17 protein-coding genes are annotated in these 19435 nt (G+C 48.6%); 10 read left to right on the plus strand and 7 right to left on the minus strand.

The window, feature by feature from the left end:
- Nucleotides 1-121 precede the first annotated feature (121 nt).
- Nucleotides 122-700, minus strand: coding sequence for a crossover junction endodeoxyribonuclease RuvC (ruvC, locus tag C5O19_RS10605; protein WP_104711977.1), 579 nt, complete (start codon nucleotides 698-700; stop codon nucleotides 122-124).
- Between the two features lie 74 nt (nucleotides 701-774).
- On the opposite strand from ruvC, the gene C5O19_RS10610 reads away from it, so the two are divergent.
- Both C5O19_RS10610 and C5O19_RS10615 read left to right on the plus strand, forming a co-directional pair.
- Nucleotides 775-1770 (plus strand): lysylphosphatidylglycerol synthase transmembrane domain-containing protein, encoded by a 996-nt coding sequence (locus C5O19_RS10610; protein ID WP_165796000.1) that lies wholly within the window; start codon nucleotides 775-777, stop codon nucleotides 1768-1770.
- On the plus strand, nucleotides 1767-2903 hold the full coding sequence (locus tag C5O19_RS10615; RefSeq protein WP_104711982.1) for a glycosyltransferase family 2 protein: 1137 nt from the start codon (nucleotides 1767-1769) through the stop codon (nucleotides 2901-2903). Before C5O19_RS10610 ends, C5O19_RS10615 begins: the two co-directional genes overlap by 4 nt.
- On the opposite strand, the gene C5O19_RS10620 is transcribed toward C5O19_RS10615, so the two are convergent.
- The gene (locus C5O19_RS10620) at nucleotides 2904-3296 is read right to left on the minus strand and encodes a hypothetical protein (protein WP_104711985.1); all 393 of its coding nucleotides are present in this window, start codon (nucleotides 3294-3296) and stop codon (nucleotides 2904-2906) included. It abuts the gene before it with no gap.
- Nucleotides 3297-3352: 56 nt separating this feature from the next.
- On the opposite strand from C5O19_RS10620, the gene C5O19_RS10625 reads away from it, so the two are divergent.
- Nucleotides 3353-4000, plus strand: coding sequence for a polysaccharide deacetylase family protein (locus tag C5O19_RS10625; protein ID WP_243406369.1), 648 nt, complete (start codon nucleotides 3353-3355; stop codon nucleotides 3998-4000).
- A 137-nt stretch (nucleotides 4001-4137) separates the two neighbouring features.
- Nucleotides 4138-6663, plus strand: coding sequence for a DUF5686 and carboxypeptidase-like regulatory domain-containing protein (locus C5O19_RS10630; RefSeq protein ID WP_104711987.1), 2526 nt, complete (start codon nucleotides 4138-4140; stop codon nucleotides 6661-6663).
- Here C5O19_RS10630 and C5O19_RS10635 read toward each other — a convergent pair.
- From C5O19_RS10635 to C5O19_RS10650, 4 genes are all read right to left on the minus strand, one after another.
- On the minus strand, nucleotides 6653-7426 hold the full coding sequence (locus C5O19_RS10635; RefSeq protein WP_104711988.1) for an ABC transporter ATP-binding protein: 774 nt from the start codon (nucleotides 7424-7426) through the stop codon (nucleotides 6653-6655). The genes C5O19_RS10630 and C5O19_RS10635 overlap by 11 nt on opposite strands.
- 18 nt (nucleotides 7427-7444) lie before the next feature.
- Nucleotides 7445-9115: a hypothetical protein gene (locus C5O19_RS10640; RefSeq protein ID WP_133163345.1), complete on the minus strand. Its 1671-nt coding sequence runs from the start codon at nucleotides 9113-9115 to the stop codon at nucleotides 7445-7447.
- Nucleotides 9116-9126: 11 nt separating this feature from the next.
- Nucleotides 9127-9900 (minus strand): ABC transporter ATP-binding protein, encoded by a 774-nt coding sequence (locus tag C5O19_RS10645; protein WP_104711992.1) that lies wholly within the window; start codon nucleotides 9898-9900, stop codon nucleotides 9127-9129.
- A gap of 123 nt (nucleotides 9901-10023) precedes the next feature.
- Nucleotides 10024-11238, minus strand: a complete 1215-nt coding sequence (locus tag C5O19_RS10650; protein WP_104711993.1) for an IBR domain-containing protein — start codon at nucleotides 11236-11238, stop codon at nucleotides 10024-10026.
- A gap of 332 nt (nucleotides 11239-11570) precedes the next feature.
- Here C5O19_RS10650 and C5O19_RS10655 point away from each other — a divergent pair, with 332 nt between their 5' ends.
- From C5O19_RS10655 to C5O19_RS10670, 4 genes are all read left to right on the plus strand, one after another.
- Nucleotides 11571-12242 carry a hypothetical protein gene (locus C5O19_RS10655; protein WP_104711995.1) on the plus strand — a complete coding sequence of 224 codons (672 nt, stop codon included), beginning with the start codon at nucleotides 11571-11573 and terminating at the stop codon, nucleotides 12240-12242.
- Between the two features lie 21 nt (nucleotides 12243-12263).
- On the plus strand, nucleotides 12264-13280 hold the full coding sequence (locus C5O19_RS10660) for a hypothetical protein (RefSeq protein ID WP_104711997.1): 1017 nt from the start codon (nucleotides 12264-12266) through the stop codon (nucleotides 13278-13280).
- Between the two features lie 51 nt (nucleotides 13281-13331).
- Nucleotides 13332-14372: an acetate and sugar kinases/Hsc70/actin family protein gene (locus tag C5O19_RS10665; protein ID WP_104711999.1), complete on the plus strand. Its 1041-nt coding sequence runs from the start codon at nucleotides 13332-13334 to the stop codon at nucleotides 14370-14372.
- Nucleotides 14373-14608: 236 nt separating this feature from the next.
- Complete coding sequence (locus tag C5O19_RS10670) at nucleotides 14609-15112, plus strand: hypothetical protein (protein ID WP_104712001.1); 504 nt, start codon at nucleotides 14609-14611, stop codon at nucleotides 15110-15112.
- 66 nt (nucleotides 15113-15178) lie between these two features.
- Here C5O19_RS10670 and C5O19_RS10675 read toward each other — a convergent pair whose 3' ends face one another.
- On the minus strand, nucleotides 15179-16159 hold the full coding sequence (locus C5O19_RS10675) for an SPFH domain-containing protein (protein WP_104712003.1): 981 nt from the start codon (nucleotides 16157-16159) through the stop codon (nucleotides 15179-15181).
- Nucleotides 16160-16479: 320 nt separating this feature from the next.
- On the opposite strand from C5O19_RS10675, the gene C5O19_RS10680 reads away from it, so the two are divergent.
- Both C5O19_RS10680 and xylA read left to right on the plus strand, forming a co-directional pair.
- Nucleotides 16480-17967, plus strand: coding sequence for a xylulokinase (locus C5O19_RS10680; RefSeq protein WP_104712005.1), 1488 nt, complete (start codon nucleotides 16480-16482; stop codon nucleotides 17965-17967).
- A gap of 70 nt (nucleotides 17968-18037) precedes the next feature.
- Complete coding sequence (gene xylA / locus C5O19_RS10685; RefSeq protein ID WP_094812981.1) at nucleotides 18038-19369, plus strand: xylose isomerase; 1332 nt, start codon at nucleotides 18038-18040, stop codon at nucleotides 19367-19369.
- The last annotated feature ends 66 nt before the right edge of the window (nucleotides 19370-19435 follow it).

Here is a 19435-nt window from a genome sequence, read left to right on the forward strand (position 1 = left end):
TATTTAGTCCTTAAAATCAACGTAACTCAAAAGTAGTAAGTTTTTAATCATACTTTACAGTAAACACAAAAAAACAGCACTCTTTTAAGTGCTGTTTTTTTAAAGAGTTAGTACTAGTTTATTACTTGATACGATCTTGATTTTCAGATAAAAAAGCTGCCCAACTTCCCTTTTTAGCCTGTTTTATGCCTAAAGCTTTTTTACCCTTGTTTGACGCCAATGTGTTTTCGTGATAATAATGACAAATTGCTACGCCGAGAGCATCCGTAGCATCGAGTCGCTCCCCTTCGAGTTTCATTTTCAGAATACTTTCCAGCATATACGATACCTGCTCTTTGGAAGCATTTCCATTACCCGTTACGGATTGCTTTACGGTCTTGGGGGAATACTCTACGATGGGAATCTGTCGAGCCAGAGCGGCGGCCATCGCTACGCCCTGAGCACGACCCAACTTTAACATGGATTGTACGTTCTTTCCAAAAAAAGGAGCTTCGAGGGCCATCTCATCCGGCGAAAACTCGTCGATGATGCCCGTAATCCGCTCAAAAATTTTACCCAGTTTTAACTCATGATTGTCGTACTTGGTGAGATTAATAACGCCGTACTGCAATAGCGTAATGTTCCCTTTCTCCACTAGAATCAGTGCGTAGCCCATGTACCTTGTGCCGGGGTCAACGCCTAAAATGATCTTTTCTGCCATAGCTTTGCAAAGGCTTTCTCAAAAAATGTACGGAGCACTCTGCCCTTCGTATGCTTTTTGTCAGCCTTATTCCTATGCAAAATAACGTCAATTACGCGGCTTTTCGCCGATTTTTTCTCTTTCTGCTGCAGTGGGTATTACCGGTAGTGATTATCTGGCTGGTGATCCGAACACTTCAGCAAAAACAACAAGACCTGGGTAGCGTGTGGGAGGCCATCCAGGTAGCTTTTACCGGACAAAATGGCTGGTGGCTGGGACTGACCATACTGCTCACGGCTTTAAACTGGTCGATTGAAGCCTGGAAGTGGCAGGTACTCGCTCGAAAATTGGAATCACTCAGTTTTTACACGGCGTTGCGGGGTGTACTAGCCGGCCAGTCCCTGGGTTTTATTTCGCAGGCTAACGTAGGCGACCTGACCGGTAAAATGGGCTTCTTACAAGCGAAAAACCGACTCAATAGTATTGGAGCTTTTCTGCTCGGTAGTACGCTGCAGTTTCTGGTGACGTTATTCGCGGGTACGCTGGCTTATACGTACTTTCTGTACCGCATGCCCGAACATCCCGGTGTAGGGCACTTCATTGCTCTGGGCTTGCTTTGGTTAACGACGTTGTTAACGGTCTATGTGCTTTCGTTAAAACACAAGGCGGCCCCTACCCTTGAGCGTATTTCCTGGCTGGCGTCCTCAGCCCGATTTTTCCGCGTATTGGAGACGTATTCTTCCGGTGACGTTCGCTTTCTGGTTTTTTTGGCTTCCTTCCGTTTTCTGACGTATAGCATCCAGTTTCTGCTCGTCCTGTATGGTTTTGGCGTATCGCTTCCGGTGCTCGATCAGCTGACGGTGGTTTGGCTGTTGTTTCTGACCAAGAGTGTTATTCCGGCGTTCAGTTTCCTGAGCGACCTGGGTATACGAACGTTCAGTACGCTTTATTTTTTCAGCTTTTACCGCGTTGATCCGGCCCTGGTAACCTCGGCCTCACTCACGATCTGGCTACTGAATATCCTGTTGCCCGTACTGGTCGGCATTGTGTTTGTAGCTCAACTTCGGTATTTAAAAAATCAACCGGCATGAGTATCCTATGGATCGGCTTGCTGCTGTTTGGCCCCGTGTTATGGTTTGTATTTAATGCCTTTCTCCTGAATGGCTGGTGGAAAATGCCCGTATACGTACCGCTGCACGCCAATCAGCAACTCACCATTAGTGTATTGATTCCGGTTCGGAATGAAGCCGAAAACATCATCGCTTTACTGGAGGATCTGGATCGGCAAAGCTATCCCGCTGATCGGTACGAAGTCATCGTCGCCGATGATCATTCTACGGATCGTACAGCCGAATTGGTACGGGCGTTTCAGTCGAAAGCCCGCTACGCTCTTACGTTGTTAACCCTAACGGAAGAAAACCATTCTTCGCCCAAGAAAAGGGCCATTTCACAGGCCATCCAACAGGCGAAACACGCGTGGATTGTCACAACGGATGGCGACTGCCGCGTAGGTCCGCAGTGGCTACAGATCCTGGCTTCGTACCAGCAAACGACCCAGGCCCAATTGATTTCGGGACCAGTCACGTTTCACGACGAAGGTTCGCTCAGGAGTCGAATCCAGATTGTTGAGTTTGCCAGTTTGGTCGGTTCAGCGGCGGTTGCCATGTTCTGGAAGAAACCCAATATGTGTAACGGAGCCAATTTATCGTACGCCCGCTCGGCCTTTCTGGAGGTCGATGGATTCCAGGGAAACGAAAATTTGGCCTCGGGTGATGATGAGTTTCTGATGCATAAAATGGCCGCCCGTTTTCCCGGCGAAGTCCATTTCCTGAAAAATTCGCTGGCACTGGTTCACACCGGAGCCCACCAGAGTTTCCGTTCGTTTTACCACCAGCGTCGCCGCTGGGCCAGTAAGTGGAAACATTATACCGACTGGAAAGTATCCGCCCTGGCGATTTTCGTTTTTATGGCCAATGCCAGTACCATCGTTGGCCTAGGAGCTTACCTCGCGGGCAGTATCTCGGGCTTTGTATTGGCTAGTATCCTAGGTTTGAAGTTCTCCCTAGAATTTTTGTTTCTGGCGGGCGTACTCCACTTTCTCAGACAGTCAAAAAGTATTGCGTATATTCCGTTGGTGCAATTGATTTACCCGTTTTACGTTTGCTTTTTTGGATTGCTGGCTCAGGGCAAAGGGTACGAGTGGAAAGGACGGAAGTTACAGTAATCAGGGTCTGGTAATTTTTACGAAATCGCCGTCCATTTTTTTGCCAGCTAATTCGTATCCGGCCGTTGTTCTGGCCCTCGTTTTCCAAAGGCCACAGTCATTGCAGGTGACTTTACCAAATAAAACTTTGATCGTGGTCGTATCTACCGGCGTAATCACGCGTACCTGACTTTCACTTATATCTGAAATGAAGGCGATTCCGTTATCGCCAAAACGTACAGAATCTAGCCTAGGCGTTTGCGTTTTACCTAACACATAGCTTTGGGCGATTTCTTTCGGCGTATAGTTCTGTAGTTGAATTTGTAAATAAGGTACGCAAAGCTCTTTCGTGCAACAGGCGGTTAGTACTACTGAGCACAGAGCCAGAAGGTACCACTGACTAAATCTTTTCATAGCAGTAGAGGTTGTTTTACGATATTTGACACCAAATCTGATTAACCCGTTGCACTGTGGCTTTCTTCTTCCATAAAGTTACTCCGATCCTGCGATCCATTTACCCGGAAATGACCTGGCGGATCCCGTCATCGGAGCCTACAATTTATCTCACCTTTGATGATGGACCAATTCCTGAAGCGACAGAATTTGTCCTGCAAGAGCTGGCCAACTTTGAGGCAAAGGCTACGTTTTTCTGTATTGGCGATAATATACGTAAACATCCTTCCATTTTTCAGCAACTACTGGCACAGGGCCACTCCGTAGGCAATCATACGTTCAACCATCTCAAAGGCTGGAATACAGACGATGAAACGTATTTTGCTAACGTAGCTCAATGTCAGGATTTACTACCGCCTACGCGACTGTTTCGTCCCCCCTATGGTCGCATTCGGAAACGGCAGGCAGCCTATCTGAAAGAGCATCATCAACTCATCATGTGGGACGTTCTGACGGGCGATTACTCGCCTTCACTGAAACCCGAGCAGGTCTTACGGGGTACGACTAAAGCCTGCGAATCGGGTAGTCTGGTCGTTTTTCACGACAGTATTAAAGCCTGGAAGAATATGAGCTATGCTCTCCCCCGTACGCTGGACTACCTGGCGGAACGAAATTTCAAGTTTGCGGCTTTACCCATGGGCAACGCCGAAGGCGGTAGTCGCTAAAAATGAACCGTTTTGTACTTAATCGGGACGAATCGTAGATTTCTTCCGTTAGAGTAAAATGGTTTTTGCATTTTCCCATTTGAACTACATACCTCCGACAGATCAAAGCCGGAGTGTACGGATGAGCCCTGAAAACAATGAATAAATGGTACCTGGCAATTTTGTTGCTTTCGTTGGCTTGCGTAACGCAGGCTCAACATGTCATTAAAGGTCGAATTACCGACGCCACAACGGGCGATCCGATTCCCTTCGCAGCAGTAGGATTAAAAGGCGGTTCAGCCGGTGGCAATACTGATTTTGACGGAAACTACAGCTTTGCGGCCCGACAACTCAGCGATTCCATTTTTGTCAGCTACATTGGTTACCAACGGGCGACCAAAGCCGTACAACCCGGTCTAGCCGAACAAACCATTGATTTTCAACTCATGGCGGGGTCTTCGCAGCTACGGGAAGTGCGGGTATACGCTAAGGGAGAAAACCCGGCGTTCCGCATTATTCGCAACGCCGTAGCCGCCAAATCAACGCACGACTGGCGGAATTTAAAAGCGTATGAATACGAGAGTTACGTCAAAAATGAGTTTGATGTCAACAAGATTTCGGATCAGTTTCGGAAAGGCCCTATCGGTAAAAAAATCACCGGACCGCTCGAAAAACTCCAGAAAATTGCTGGAGACGATGGCAAACCCATTATTCCCATTTTCCTCTCGGAAAGCTTTTCAGACTACTACCACCGCCGCAATCCCGAGCTGACCAAAGAACGCATCAACAAAACCAAGATTACGGGTGTGGGTATTACGGATGGCAGCACCTTTTCGCAGTTCATTGGTAGTGCCTTCCAGCAGTATAACTTTTACGAAAACTGGCTTCCCATTCTTCGAAAAGAGTTCATTTCACCCATTGCCGATGGCTGGCGAGGTAGTTACGATTATTTCCTTGGCGATACGATTCAGATTGATAATGCCCCCTGCTACGAAATAGAAGTGACGCCGCGTCGGGCTCAGGATCTGGCTTTTGTGGGCAAAATCTGGATTGATACGGCCGATTACGCCCTGCGTCAGGTGGACTTACGGATTTCGGGGGATGCCAACATCAATTACGTGGAAAGCATCGCGATTCAGCAGCAACTGACGGTTGTCGAAGATTCAACCACGAAACAACGAGCCTGGCTTCCCAAGCAGACTCGCGTACTGATTGATGTGAAGGAGTTTACGAAGAATTCCGTGGGTTTTCTGGCGAAATTTTTCGTCTCCAATCGCAACTTTAAAATCAATCAACCCCGGGAAGCGACTTTCTATAATCCAGCGGTTGAACTAGCAGATCATTACCGGGAACAAAAGGATAATTACTGGCAACAGATTCGACCGGATTCATTAACGGCCGAGGAAAGAACGGCGTATTCCCTGATTGATTCCGTCAAGAATATTCCCATTGTTCGGTCGTATACCCAGATTTTATCCATCATTGCGAATGGGTATCAGCGAATTTATAACGGCATTGAACTGGGTCCCTTTTTGAGTACGGGAGCCTTCAACACCATCGAAGGACTACGCTTACGGGCGGGCTTCCGAACGAACGCCGAGTTCAGTAAGGTATGGGTATTGAGCGGGTATCTGGCCTACGGATTCAAGGATAATGTCATGAAATACGGTGCTGACGCTAAATACATCATCAGCCGTAAACCCTGGGCTGAGATAGGAGCTAGTACCAGTTACGATTTAGAACAGATTGGTCTGACGACTGAAGCCGTAGGGAACAATAGCCTCTTTGCCACCTATTCCCGCTTTGGCCGCTATCGGCGGGGGTATTACCAACGTGAGTACATGTCCTACATTCGGGCCGAACTTATCAAAGGTCTGACGCCCATGATTGGGATTCGTCGACGTAGTTTTGAACCGTTGTACAACTTCGCTTACGTGAACAATGGGGATCCGTCCGGTCAATCGGGTACGTACCAGAATACGGAGCTCATAACGGAGTTACGGATTGCGAAAAACGAACTCTTCATTTACAACGACAACGACCGGGTCAGTCTAGGTACGGCTCAGTCGCCCATCTATACACTGCGGTATTCCCTCGGCCTTCAAAACACGCTAGGTGGCGATTTCAATTACCATCGGTTTACGCTTACGATGGCTGATAATTTTCGGGTGGGTATTCTGGGAAGAAGCTTTTACACGCTTTCGGCGGGATATACGCCTTCCACGCTACCCTATCCCCTGCTCTTTCCGCATTTAGGAAACCAGTCCCTTTTTTACGTGGGCAACGCCTTTAACATGATGAACTACTTCGAGTTCTTATCCGATCGGTACGCCTCTCTGAAGTATGAACACAACTTTGAAGGGTTGCTCTTCAACCGGCTTCCGGCCATCAAACGTTTGAAATGGCGGACGTTACTCAACGTCAATGTATTGTATGGTGGAGCCCGACAGGCTAATCGGGACATTATTCCCGATTACGATTTGCAGGGGAACCCAATTCCCGGTTTTGGTTCGCTGAATCCCAGTACGCCGTACGTAGAAGTAGGCTACGGAATCGATAATATTTTCAAGTTTTTCCGGATCGAAGCCATTCACCGACTAACGTACCTGAATCAGCCCACGACCATCGACGGTGTTAAAATCAATCGTTTTGCGGTGAAAGCTTCGGCGTATTTCACGCTATAAAAGAATCGCCTAACTGTTGCTGAATTTCCCGGACAATAGCCAGTCCACTAGCTAGAAACTCCCGCACGTAGGTCGTAGCTGGATACTGAAGCAATTCGGCAGGCGTGCCCGTTTGCAGGAGCTTACCTTCCTGCATTACGCCCATTCGCTGAGCGATGGTCAGGGCATCGAGTAAATCGTGGGTTACGAACAGACAGGCCAGCCCCGTTTCCTGAATAATCCGTTTGAGTTCCTGCTTTAGCTTCTGACGATTGAGCGTATCCAGATTCGAAAAAGGCTCATCCAGCAGGAGTACTTTAGGTTCGTCGGCAATGGCCCGGGCAATAGCCGTACGCTGTTTTTCCCCGCCCGACACTTCCCGGGGAAGCTTGTGTTGAACTGCTTCCAGTCCGATTAAAGCCAGCAGCTCATCGAGACGTTCGCGTTGGTATTCTTTGGTATACTCCCGTAGGGCGTAAGCAATATTTTCCCGGATGGTGTGATTGGGCAGAAGCTTGTACTCCTGCGGTACGAGTTTAATCTCCGCATGACCTGGGATGAGGTACTTCGCTGAAGAAGAAATCTCCTTGCCTTCCAGCCATAATTCCCCCGCATCCGCCGGAGTCAGGCAGGCTAACACGTTCAGGAGCGTGCTTTTACCGGCCCCACTGGCCCCGATCATGGCAAAAATTTCACCCGCCCGCAAGTCCAGCGAAAGGTCTTCAATAATGAGGTGCTCGCCTACGCTTTTCTGTAAGTGTTGGGCTTGTAAAAGTGAATTCATCCCACAAAAATGGGGAATTTACTGGAACTGGCTCCAGCGAAGTCGCCGATAACTTTTCAGCGTACTCCACAACAATACGCCGTAGAGTAAGACCATGAACAAGCCGCCACCGGACACTTTCGTTGCTCCCCAGTGGATTAGACCGCATACAGGCAGTACCAGCATGATCATGATCAACATCAGGGTTGTACGTCCGGCATCCGCTTTCACTTTGGGCTCCTGCGAAAACGGTACCTTCCAGTTCGAATTCTTTGTCCAGGCTTCCAGGCTGGTTATGAAAAGAGCAAACAGATAGCCCGCCAGCAGATCATCGATGATGTGCCATCCCCAGATACTCAGTAGCAACACGGAAGAAACCAGATAGAACGGCGTATAGAATTTCAATATAGCGGCCTTGAAATTTCCCAGAATCAGCTCGCTCGGTTCGGCAACGGGGGCCGCGTCGTATACCCAGGAGGCTTTGTAATCGTCGGACTGATAGGTATTCGCGTAGAAGGTTCCGGCCACCACCTGTAATACATAAATGCCCACCAGATAAAGAGCTCCTTCCCGAATCTGATCGAGTGACTGGCGGCCATTCAGCACCGGTCCGATGATCACAAACAGTAGTGGAACGATGGAGCCCATAGCCGGATACGTCCGCATCTTAAAGCGACGATCGCGACCCGTAATCTTCCAGGATAACTCGAAGGTGGCTCGCTCGGCGGGACTGTTCGTAACTGCTTCTGCCAGCCAGGGCAGTAATCCCCGCCGGGATTTTTCAACGACCACTTTATCCTCTTCTGATCCTGTAGAGGCCAGACCCGCCAGTTTTTTGGTAAATGAAGGAGCCAGGTATTTACTGTTCACGTAGATCAATGCTGGTGGTACCAAAATGGCCAGAGCCGACAGAATCAGGTGAGGCGTATCGTACTGTTGCTGATAAAACATATCCGCCAAACCCGCCAGCCAGGCGGAGGGGACAGCGTAATACCACGTTCGAATGGTATTCTCCGCTTCCATCACTTCACCGAGACGAATCATGCGAGGCATAATCTGATAGCCCGCCGTGAATAAAATCGACATGGCAATCTGGATGTAACTGATGATGTCTTTGACCCGTTCCTGACTCGAAAAACGCACCACCAGCATATAGAGTAAGGTCGTCAGAAAAACGGCAATCAGAACGGCCTGCAGACTTAGTAACACAAAAACGGGTACGATTACCCATCCATATTTAATGCCTACAAATACAGTCGGCAATAGAATAATGCTTAGCGTCAGCAGGGTAATATAGCCCGTTAGGTGTACCAGTCGAGCCATCCAGATAGTACGGTCGCTTACGGGTCGAGGTAATAAAATCAGATTATCCGTTGTATCGAGTAACAATTCCGAATAGTCGGTAATGAGGGTAAGGGCCACCCAGGCAATGACGTAGCCCAGTACGATGGTCAGAGCCAGCAGTAATGAAGGAGCGATGAATAGGAAAGAACCGATGAGCCCGCCCAGCAGAGCATTGATGCCATACACCATCAGCAGACGTTGACTGGACTCTTTTTCCTGGTAGCGTTTGCCCAGTGAAGCGTGATTGCGACGGTTATCCATCGTAAACTTGACTTCCACGATGTTTCGCATCATAGCATAATCCACGCCAAGCATACGGAACAGCCCCTGGAGTCGATCCAGTAACCAAAGTATAGAAGAGGTCATAAGGGATCGAGTTATTGTAAGGCCTGTAAGAATTCTGAAGCCTTGCTCTGCGTGGTATCGTCGCCGGTAAGTCCCTGGAAAATGCGTTCGAGCGAACCCGAATGAGCCTGAGCTTTCAATTCTTCAAAACTGCCGTTGGCAATCACCTGCCCCTGATTGATGATGACGATGCGATCGGAAATCTTTTCGACCACGTCCATGATGTGCGAGGAGTAGAAGATCGTTTTTCCAGCCGTTTTGAGCTGAGCCAGAATTTCCTTGACCAGGATCACGGCGTTGGCATCCAGTCCGGATAAGGGTTCATCCAGAAAGATGATTTCGGGATTATGAATGAGGCCGGAGATGAGCAGTACCTTCTGTCGCATGCCTTTGGAAAAGGTATTCATGCGACTGTTGATATGATTGGACAGACCGACCAGATGCAGTAAATCTTCCGCTTTCCGTTGAATCACGGCGTCGCTCATGCTGTACAGACGGCCAATGAAGGTGAGGTATTCCACGGGAGTCAGTACTTCGTAGAGAGCCGCATTTTCGGGAACGTACCCGACTTGTTTCTTGATTTCGAGAGCCTCCGTCCGGATGTCCTGTCCGAGCACCCGTACTTCGCCGGTAAAACTGGGAATCATCCCCAGCAGAATTTTGATAGTCGTGGATTTCCCCGCTCCGTTGGGACCAATGTAGCCGACGATCTCTCCGGCTTGTACTTCCAGATTAATGCCTTTGAGTACGAGCTGGCCATCGTTGTAAGCGTTTTGCAGGTTTTCAATCGAAATAACGGTAGACATAGGGGTGGGTTTGGTTAGGTATTCGTTTGCTAAGCGTTTGTTCTCTATTTCGTTTCACTTTAGGGATGAGCCTTTTACCACGGAGATGCCTACAAACAGAATACCTTTCGTCTTGCAATCCATTCAGCCCCCTACGGTACTACCTTCGCCCACCCACTTTTTCATACCTGAAACTACATCAAACTTCAAACTCGAAACAGTACTTTTTACAACAACTGGCGTTTCCATCGTAGGGACGGTCATTCCGTAGTTCGAGCGTTTTTTCTTCCCGCTTATGGTTACCAGAACGAAGACTAACATCAGGAAAGCCAGTACTGCCAGCAATACTTTCCAAAACGATACGGGCCGTTTGCCGTCAATGCTTCCCGTTTGACCATTGATTAGAAACTGGTACGTTTTCCCATTGTACTGGTAAGCACAAATCCAGAGCGGGAGAATCAGGTGTTTGAAGGTTTGGTTGGCATACTGCGTACGCACGCTCAGATTTCGGTACGTATCGTCGGATAACAAGTCCGCACAGGCCGATTCAATGCGTTGATCTACCTGTTGTTTCGCCACCGCAAAGCCTTCCTGCGGATCAACCTTATATACCTCCGACTCCCAACCCAGCAGGACTTTAGGTTCGTAATTAACGACCTGATCCAGCAGAAAAGGATACACGCCCTGGATGGTTTGCTGGGGTAACTGCCGCGAAGCCAGAATCAGTACATCGTCAAAAAATTGGTCGTAGGTACCATTGCGGTACCACCAGCGGGTGCGGCGTACCTGCTGCGTTCGAACGTTCCCATTTGGATCGCGTACGCGTTCGGTTTCGTAGTAGTACGTACCCGCGTCTCCCTCCCATTCCGAATGCGTCTGCACATCGTAAGTCCAGAAGGGAATGTAGATGCCGTGCAACGTATCGAGTCGGGCCAGGTTTTTCAAATCATTCGGTGCCCAGATGCTCTGACCAATCCATTTTTTAAAGGATTCCGAAGCCTGATTCCGGGAGATTCGAAAGGGAACAATACCCTGCGGCTCGAACAGCCGGGTTTTCGTGGCTTCGGGGTTAACGTTCTGCGAACCACAAAAACCGCAGCTAATCGTTGGCGTGTCGTAATTGACCACTGTTTTGGCCCCACACCGCTGACAGGAAAACAACCGCCGTTCCACCGTATGTTCCGTATCCGTACGGGCCCGGTTGAAGTCCAGTTCTTCAATTCGATCGTTGCCCAGGGTAAGTTTTTCGGTATAGCCACAGTGATTACAGGTCATGGCTTCTTTTTCGGCACTGTACTGCAACTGGGCACCGCAACTGGGGCAAGGGCAATGAAGAATATCGTCAAGTTCGCGTTCCATAGGGGAAATGAGTGTTTCGTGCACGTTTCAGACGTTTCTAATTCGTCGCCGATCCGAACCACCAAACGTATTTATCTTCCCGAAAAAACGCATTTTTTTGAAATCCTTTCAACAGTCAACCTAATTTTCCCGGATTCTGTCAAGTCCTGCATCCGTTCGTATGAATGCATGGGGTACAAAAAGGCAGGATTGTGGACCTTTGAAAGGAAGAAAGCGGGACTGGAAAGCATAGCAAGCGTGCAGGATCAAAATTTTAAGTAGAAAAACGGAGAGATTGCTCTGGAATACTACCTTGCCAGTCAAGCTTCATAATTTTACTAACTGGAAATGCTATGTCAGAAAATAAAGGTTTAGGCCGTAAGATTTTAAACATCTTTTTTGAGGAAGCTCCCGAAGCGGCGAAAGGAACACCGGTAGCTCCGGCCACGCCTTCGCAACCCGTTCCAGCTCCAATACCGAGATCTGTAACACCCAGTGGTACTACCGATGCTAAGTTCATCGATCACTTTGCTTCCGTACTGGAAAAGAATAATCTGCCCGGCCCCGATTATTTCGAATTCCGGGCTACGCTGAAAAATCTGACCAACCTCGGACTGAGTGAAGAGCAACAATTTCAGGCGGCCTGGGCCAGTTTCAAAGCCCTCAGTGGCGGTACCGATCCATCCGGACTGGTCACCACGGCCAATCAATACCTAAGCGTCCTGCAAAAAGATCGTGAGGCTTTTTTGAAAAGTGTCGATCTGGCAGTTACCGAAAAAGTAGGCGGCTTACAGAACGAACAAAAAACGCTGGAACAGCAAAACGAAGCCCTAGCGAAGCAGATCCTTGATATTCAGAATCAGATCAACGCCAATAAGGAACGGCTGGCCCGGATCAGTGGCGAAGTGGACGAGCAGAGTGGAAAGCTCACGCAAAACCGGGCCAACTACGAAGCGACCTTCCAGCAATTTACCGAGCAGATTAAAAACGATACGCTAAAAATTGGTCAGTATCTAAAATCATAACCTCAAAAACGCTACACATTCATGGCTGATTTCTCACAATTGGGCGGTGGTACCGATGATGCCGCCAAAAAATCATTCTGGAGTCGTCCGGAGGGAGTCGTCGGTTTTGTTTTCCTGATTGCCTTGGCCGGATTTGGGCTGGCGTATTTTAACCGGGTGGTTGAGTTTCTAATCAAAGTGACGGAAAATACCTTGTATCTCGCAGCTTTGCTGGCGGTGCTGGGCGTACTGATTTTTCTTTTTACCAGTAAAGACGTTCGTACGGCGGTTTTCTTTCTTTATAAAACTTTGATGCGGAAAATCACGGGTCTGGTGATTCAGCTCGACCCGATTGCGATCATGAAAATCTACGTGCAGGATCTGAAAGATAAACGCCGGAAAATGCAGGGTCAGATTGATCAGCTGGCGGGACAATTGGTGAAGCTGAACCGGAAAATCAACGAAAACAACGATGCCATCAAGCAGAAGTTTGCGGAAGCGAACAAGGCTCAAAGCCTGGCCGACAAGCCCGGTATGAAGGAGGCGGCTTCGCTGGCTACAATTGAAGGAGCGGGTCTACAGGAAATGAACGAGAAACTGCTGCCCCTGCAACGCAATATGAAAACCGTACTGGCTTTTATGGAAAAGGTCAATACGAGTGCGGATTACATCATTAAGGAAACCGAAATCAAGGTTAAGCTGAAAGAAGCCGAATACCAGATTGTCAAGGAAAGCTCGAACGCCCTGCGAACGGCGGTGAGTATCTTTAAAGGGAATCCGGACAAGAAGTTTTACTTTGACGAATCCATGGAATACATTCAGGATGACATGAGCCAGAAACTCGGCGAAATGAAGCGGGCGATGGATCTGTCGATGGATTTCATCAACTCAGTGGATATTCAAAACGGGGTATTATCCGATAAAGGTCAGGCCATGCTGGAAGCCTATAACAAAGGTGACTTCAAGCTGATCCAGTTGGACTCTCCCACCCCTAGTTCGCCCAGTAACCGACCGATTAATCCCCCCAAGGATGAAGGCTATCGGAGCCTGTTGGAATAATTTTCATACCCATACAACCGATTCTCAATTTCAACTTATCCCTTTATTCATATGCAACGACTCACCGTAACGGGCCGACTGCTCATTACCGCCCTTATCCTGGCAGCCATTTACTTTGGCTTTAAGTACGTAGGCGGAGTTGATTTACTCAAATCGCTTCGCAAGGAAAATACGGAGGAAACGACCAGCCGCTCCTCGAACGAAGGTTCCGAAAGTGCCTCCTCCGAAGGGGTTGATGAGGAACAAACTACCACAACTTCCTCCTCGGCCACGCAATCCAACAAGCCCAGTTTCGATTACGAAGCTCCGGTACCCCAGGGTGGTACGCTGAAGGGCGTCGTAGAATTGGGAGCCAGCGGATTTAACTCCTTCATTATTCGGATAGACGATCAGAAAAACTGGAAACTCGAAAAAGCTGAGTTTGGCAACAGTTTGGTCATTGAAAACATGGCTACCGACGACGACGTACGGGCCGGTCTGAAAAAGTACATCGGCGGGATGCTCGACTTCGGCGTGGGTGGTCGTGATATCCACTTTGTGGTGAGTTCAGGAGCCGTCAAGGCGGACGTGACTCAACGCATCATCCGCGTACTAAAGTCGCTCAATTACTTTGTGAACACCGTCTCAGCAGAACAGGAAGGTAAACTGGCCCTGCGAAGTGTACTTCCGACTGAGTTTTATGACTCGGCTTTCGTGGTAGACATTGGATCGGGTAATACGAAGATCTCCTGGAAAGAAGGAAATAAAACATCGGCTCTGGAAAGCTACGGTTCCAAGTATTTTCAGGAAGGGAAAAGCGATAATACGGTTTACGACGAAGTGAAAGCCAAAGCCAAGCAAATACCAAGTAGTCATCGTAAAACCTGCTTCATCATTGGTGGTGTGCCATTCGAGCTGGCGAAAGCGGTTCGTAAAGGTAAAGAGCGGTATACCGTACTGGATACTGCCGACGCCTACAAACTCGACAATGCTAAAACCCGGGCTGGTTTGAATATCTACAAAGCCATTGCGGATGGTACGGGTTGTGAAAAATTCGTATTCGACTGGGATGCCAACTTTACGATCGGCTTCCTGCTGGATTTGCCGAAGTAATTTGAAAAAAGATTGCGTTACGTTTGATCGTTTAAAAAGTTTGAAGGTGGCCAGGGGTTTGACCCCTGGCTATTCGTATTAAACCCCTCTAGGGTTTTGAAACAGGTTTGGAATTTACGTTGGTAGTATACTGCCCTTTCAAACCCTCGAACTTTTTTAAACCTTGTCATACTACTCAAACATTATTCAAACCTTAAACTTTTCAAACCTACTAAAACCCCTTCCACCCTCTATCCATGACGCTTCAGGATTTGTTCCGATCCGTTTCTCAGCAGCCGGGGCCTTTCGCCTTAGTATTGATGTGTATTCCATTGCTGGCCTTACTGGTTAATCTCTGGTCGGGGCGAACGCCGGAGGAGATTTTGCGGTGGAAATATGCGTATACTGTACTGGTTTACGCGGCGGCCATTCCGGGGGTCTTTGCTTTCACGCTGAATATCTATCTTTTTCTCTTTGAACGACAGAGCGTCTGGACGATGAACCTGATTACGCAGGTCTTACCGATGATTAGCATGGGAGCTACCCTCTGGATGATCCGGCAAAAAATTCCGTTTTCGTACGTTCCCGGTTTTGGTAAATTGTCAGGGTTTCTGACCCTCATTGCCGCTCTAATCGGGGTGCTGTTTTTTCTGGATCGGCTGCATTTTTACGCCGTTACGTACGTTCCGTTTGCATACTTACTGATAGGCTTTGTGGGCGTGTTACTACTCATCCGCTTCGCCTGGAGCCGTTTGTTCTAGCAACACAAAAGCCCCGAAAGAATGGTCTTTCGGGGCTTTTGTGTTGCTTACAACTGAAGAGAACCCTTACAGTTTTGCCAGTAATTCCGCTTTTTTAGCCGTGAACTCCTCTTCCGTTAAAATACCGGCGGCTTTCAGATCGCCTAGTTGTTTGAGTAAACCCATAATGTCTTCCTTCGACTGAGTCGGTTGAGCGGGCTGTGAAGCAGGAGCTACTGCTCCGGCCATCATGCCGCCCAGGTTCATCCCTACGATACTGGCCGCCGTACCCGAGTTTTCCGCCGCCTTTTCGATGGACATCCCCGCCTGAAACTGCTGGAAACGGGCCATATCCCCGACCATATTCATTTGTGTGGTCTTGTCGAGGAAGGCTTCTACTTCGGGAGGTAAAGACGTGTTTTCGATGTAGAACTTCACAATCTGGAGACCGTACTGATCGAAGTCGTTCCCCAGTAACGGTAGCAGCTTTTCCCCCAGTTCCGTATAGTTACGGGCCAGATCCAGTACCGAAACATTGGCTTCGGCAATGGCATCGGAGAATTTGGAGAAGATCGCTGAACGCAACTGTTCTTCAATATCGCCTACCCGTACCTGCGGATTGGTACCGGAAAATTCCTTGAGAAACTTTTTCGCTTCATTCACCCGGAACGTATACGTACCAAAAGCTCGAATCCGTACCTGCTTGAATTCAGCATCACGAACGATGATCGGGTTGGCCGTACCCCACTTCAGGTTAGTAAACTGTTTCGTGTTCACAAAGTACACGTCCACCTTGAAGGGCGATTCAAACCCGTATTTCCAAGACCGCAGTGTCGTCAGAATGGGCATGTTGGCCGTCGTCAGCTCGTGTCGTCCGGGCTGGAACACGTCGGCAATCTGACCCTCATTCATGAAAATGGCTACCTGACTTTCGCGTACGGTCAGTTGAGCCCCATATTTAATGTCATTGCCCTTGTCGGGAAATTTCCAGATGATGGTATCCGACGTATCGTCGACCCATTCAATGACATTGATAAATTCATTTCGGATGAAATCAAAAATACCCATAGTGCACAAAAGAAGGTTTAAACTCAGTGAATCAAAGCTATTAAAAGTTGAGGCTTTCCACCAGCCCTAGAAGTGATTTCTGCGGATTTTTTAATTTCGTCAAATCCTTCCCTTTGCGATTAATTTTCTTGCCTTATTAAAACTTCATCAATGAAATCCTGTCCTTTTATAAAGAATTTAATACGAATACACATCACTGATTGTCAGTATATTACTAGTATTTTTTGCAATTTTCCAAGAAATAAAATAAGGTTTTCCATTAGAAGATTTGTCAATATTGTCAATCTGACACATCTTGCATTATATTTCTCTGCTAACACATGCTTCTTCTAGGAATTGACGTAGGTACCTCTTCGATTAAAGTCTCGGTTGTAGACGCCGATAGTCAGCAGGTTGTGGCTTCGGCTTCGTACCCTGATCTCGAAAATCCCATCTCTACGCCCCAGCCGGGCTTTGCCGAACAGGACCCGGCCATGTGGTGGAATTGCGTGCAACAGGCGATTCTGAAAGCCAATGCAACGGGAGCTTATAACCCCAAAGACATCGGGGCCATCGGTATTGCCTATCAGATGCACGGGCTAGTTGTCGTAGATCGGAATGAACAGGTACTCCGGCCTTCTATCATTTGGTGCGATAGCCGGGCTGTTTCCTACGGAGAAGCTGCCTTTCAAAAAATAGGCTCGGAAAAAGCCCTGAGTCATTTGCTCAACTCGCCCGGTAATTTCACGGCCGCCAAGCTGGCTTGGGTGAAAGCCAATGAACCCAAAATCTACGGTAGTATTTACCAGATTATGTTGCCCGGCGATTACATCGCGATGATGCTGACGGGTTCCATTACGACCTCTAACTCGGCGTTGTCGGAAGGTATTTTCTGGGATTTTCAGTCGAATCAGGTTTCCGAAGATGTACTGGATGCCTTTGGCTTTCCCAAATCGATTTTACCCGAACTGCATCCTTTGTTTTCTGTACACGGAGAAGTGAAAAGCTCCATTGCCGATTTACTGGGTCTGAAAGCAGGTATTCCGGTTACGTACAAGTCCGGGGATCAGCCGAATAATGCTCTTTCCCTAAACGTGCTCGATCCCGGTGAATTTGCGGCGACGGCGGGTACTTCCGGCGTAGTATACGCGGTAACCGATCAGGTCAAATACGATTCTCAGAACCGCGTTAATACCTTCGCTCACGTCAACCACCAGCGGGATGACCAGACGCGACTGGGTATTCTGCTGTGCATCAACGGTACGGGGATTCTGAATCGCTGGGTACGCGATCAGTTTGGCTCCGGTTTAACCTACAGCCAGCTCAACGAACTAGCTGCCACCGTGCCGGCGGGCAGTCAGGGGGTACAGATCCTTCCTTTTGGGAATGGAGCCGAACGCGTACTGGAAAATCGTACGGTTTCCAGTACCATTTCTGGGTTAGATTTCAATTACCACACGCGAAGTCACGTGTTCCGGGCGGCACAGGAAGGCATTGCTTTTTCGCTTAAATATGGGATGGATATCATGGCTACCATGGGAAGCCCGGCCAAGGTAGTACGGGCGGGTAAAGCCAATATGTTCTTGAGTGATGTTTTTACGGAATCATTCGTAAACGTTACTCAAACGCCCGTGGAGCTGTACGACACTGACGGCTCTAAAGGGGCGGCTCTCGGAGCAGGCGTTGGTCTGGGCTACTTCCAGGCTCCCAAAGAAGCCTTTAGTCGTTTAACGAAAGTCGCTACAGTAGAACCGAATGCATCGCAGGCGGATCAGTATCAGGAATTTTACGCGAACTGGCTTTCGCTATTAAAAAAATATTTGCAGTAGCTATTGGCGAATGATTCGCCGCATTGAAACCATACACTCATTCATTACTCACTTTTTAAACGCTTTTACAATGGCCGTTTTACTAGGCGAAAAGGAATATTTCCCGGGCATCGGGGAAATCAAGTACGAAGGTCCGGAATCCATGAATCCGTTGGCATTCCGTTGGTACGATGAAAACCGTGTTGTCGCGGGAAAAACGCTGAAAGAACATTTCAAGTTTGGCATGGCGTACTGGCATACCCTCAGTGGCGATGGTTCTGATCCCTTTGGCTCAGCAACGCACCTGCACCCCTGGGATCAGGCAGCGGACCCCATTCAACGCCTGAAAGATAAAGCGGATGCTGCTTTTGAATTTCTTACCAAACTGGGCCTGCCCTACTTCTGCTTCCATGACGTAGACGTAGCGGATTATACGCCCAATGTTGAAGAATTCGAAGCTCGCCTGCAAGCTTGGGTGGATTATGTGAAACCCAAAATGGAGCAGTCAGGTGCGAAGTTGCTTTGGGGTACGGCCAACCTGTTCTCACACGTTCGGTATATGAACGGTGCCGCTACCAACCCTGATTTTGCAGTGCTGGCTCACGGTGGTGCTCAGGTGAAAGCGGCGATCGACGCAACGATTGCTCTGGGTGGTGAAAACTACGTATTCTGGGGCGGTCGTGAAGGGTACATGACCCTGCTCAATACGGATATGAAACGCGAGCAGGAACACCTGGCTCGTTTCTTACACGTAGCGAAAGATTACGCTCGTAGTAAAGGCTTTAAAGGAACGTTCTTCATCGAACCTAAGCCGATGGAACCAACGAAGCACCAGTACGATTACGATGCGGCTACGGTGATCGGTTTCCTGCGTCAGTACGGTTTGATGGACGATTTCAAGCTGAACCTGGAAGTAAACCATGCTACGCTGGCCGGTCATACTTTCGCTCACGAATTGCAAGTGGCTGTAGACGCCGGTCTGCTGGGTAGTATCGATGCGAACCGGGGTGATTACCAAAATGGTTGGGATACGGATCAATTCCCGAACGATATTTATGAACTGACGGAATCCCTGCTGGTGATTCTGGAAGGCGGCGGATTACAGGGTGGTGGTGTGAACTTCGATGCGAAGCGTCGTCGGAACTCCACGGACCCCGCTGATTTATTCTATGCTCACATTGGAGCCATGGACGTATTTGCTAAAGCCATGATCATTGCCGATCAGATCCTGACTTCTTCGGAGTACAAGCAAATTCGTGCGGATCGCTACGCTAGCTTCGATTCAGGCAAAGGCAAGGAATTTGAAAACGGTACGCTCGGTCTGGCGGATCTACGTGATCTGGCGATCGAACTGGGCGAGCCCGAAGTTCGTTCAGGTCGTCAGGAATACCTGGAGAACCTGATCAACCGTTACATTCTGTAAGGATCGATCCTCTATACGGAAAAAGCCACCTCTATGGGTGGCTTTTTTCATAGGGGTTAATTCAAT

The organism is Siphonobacter curvatus, from assembly GCF_002943425.1.
GTDB lineage: Bacteria > Bacteroidota > Bacteroidia > Cytophagales > Spirosomataceae > Siphonobacter > Siphonobacter curvatus.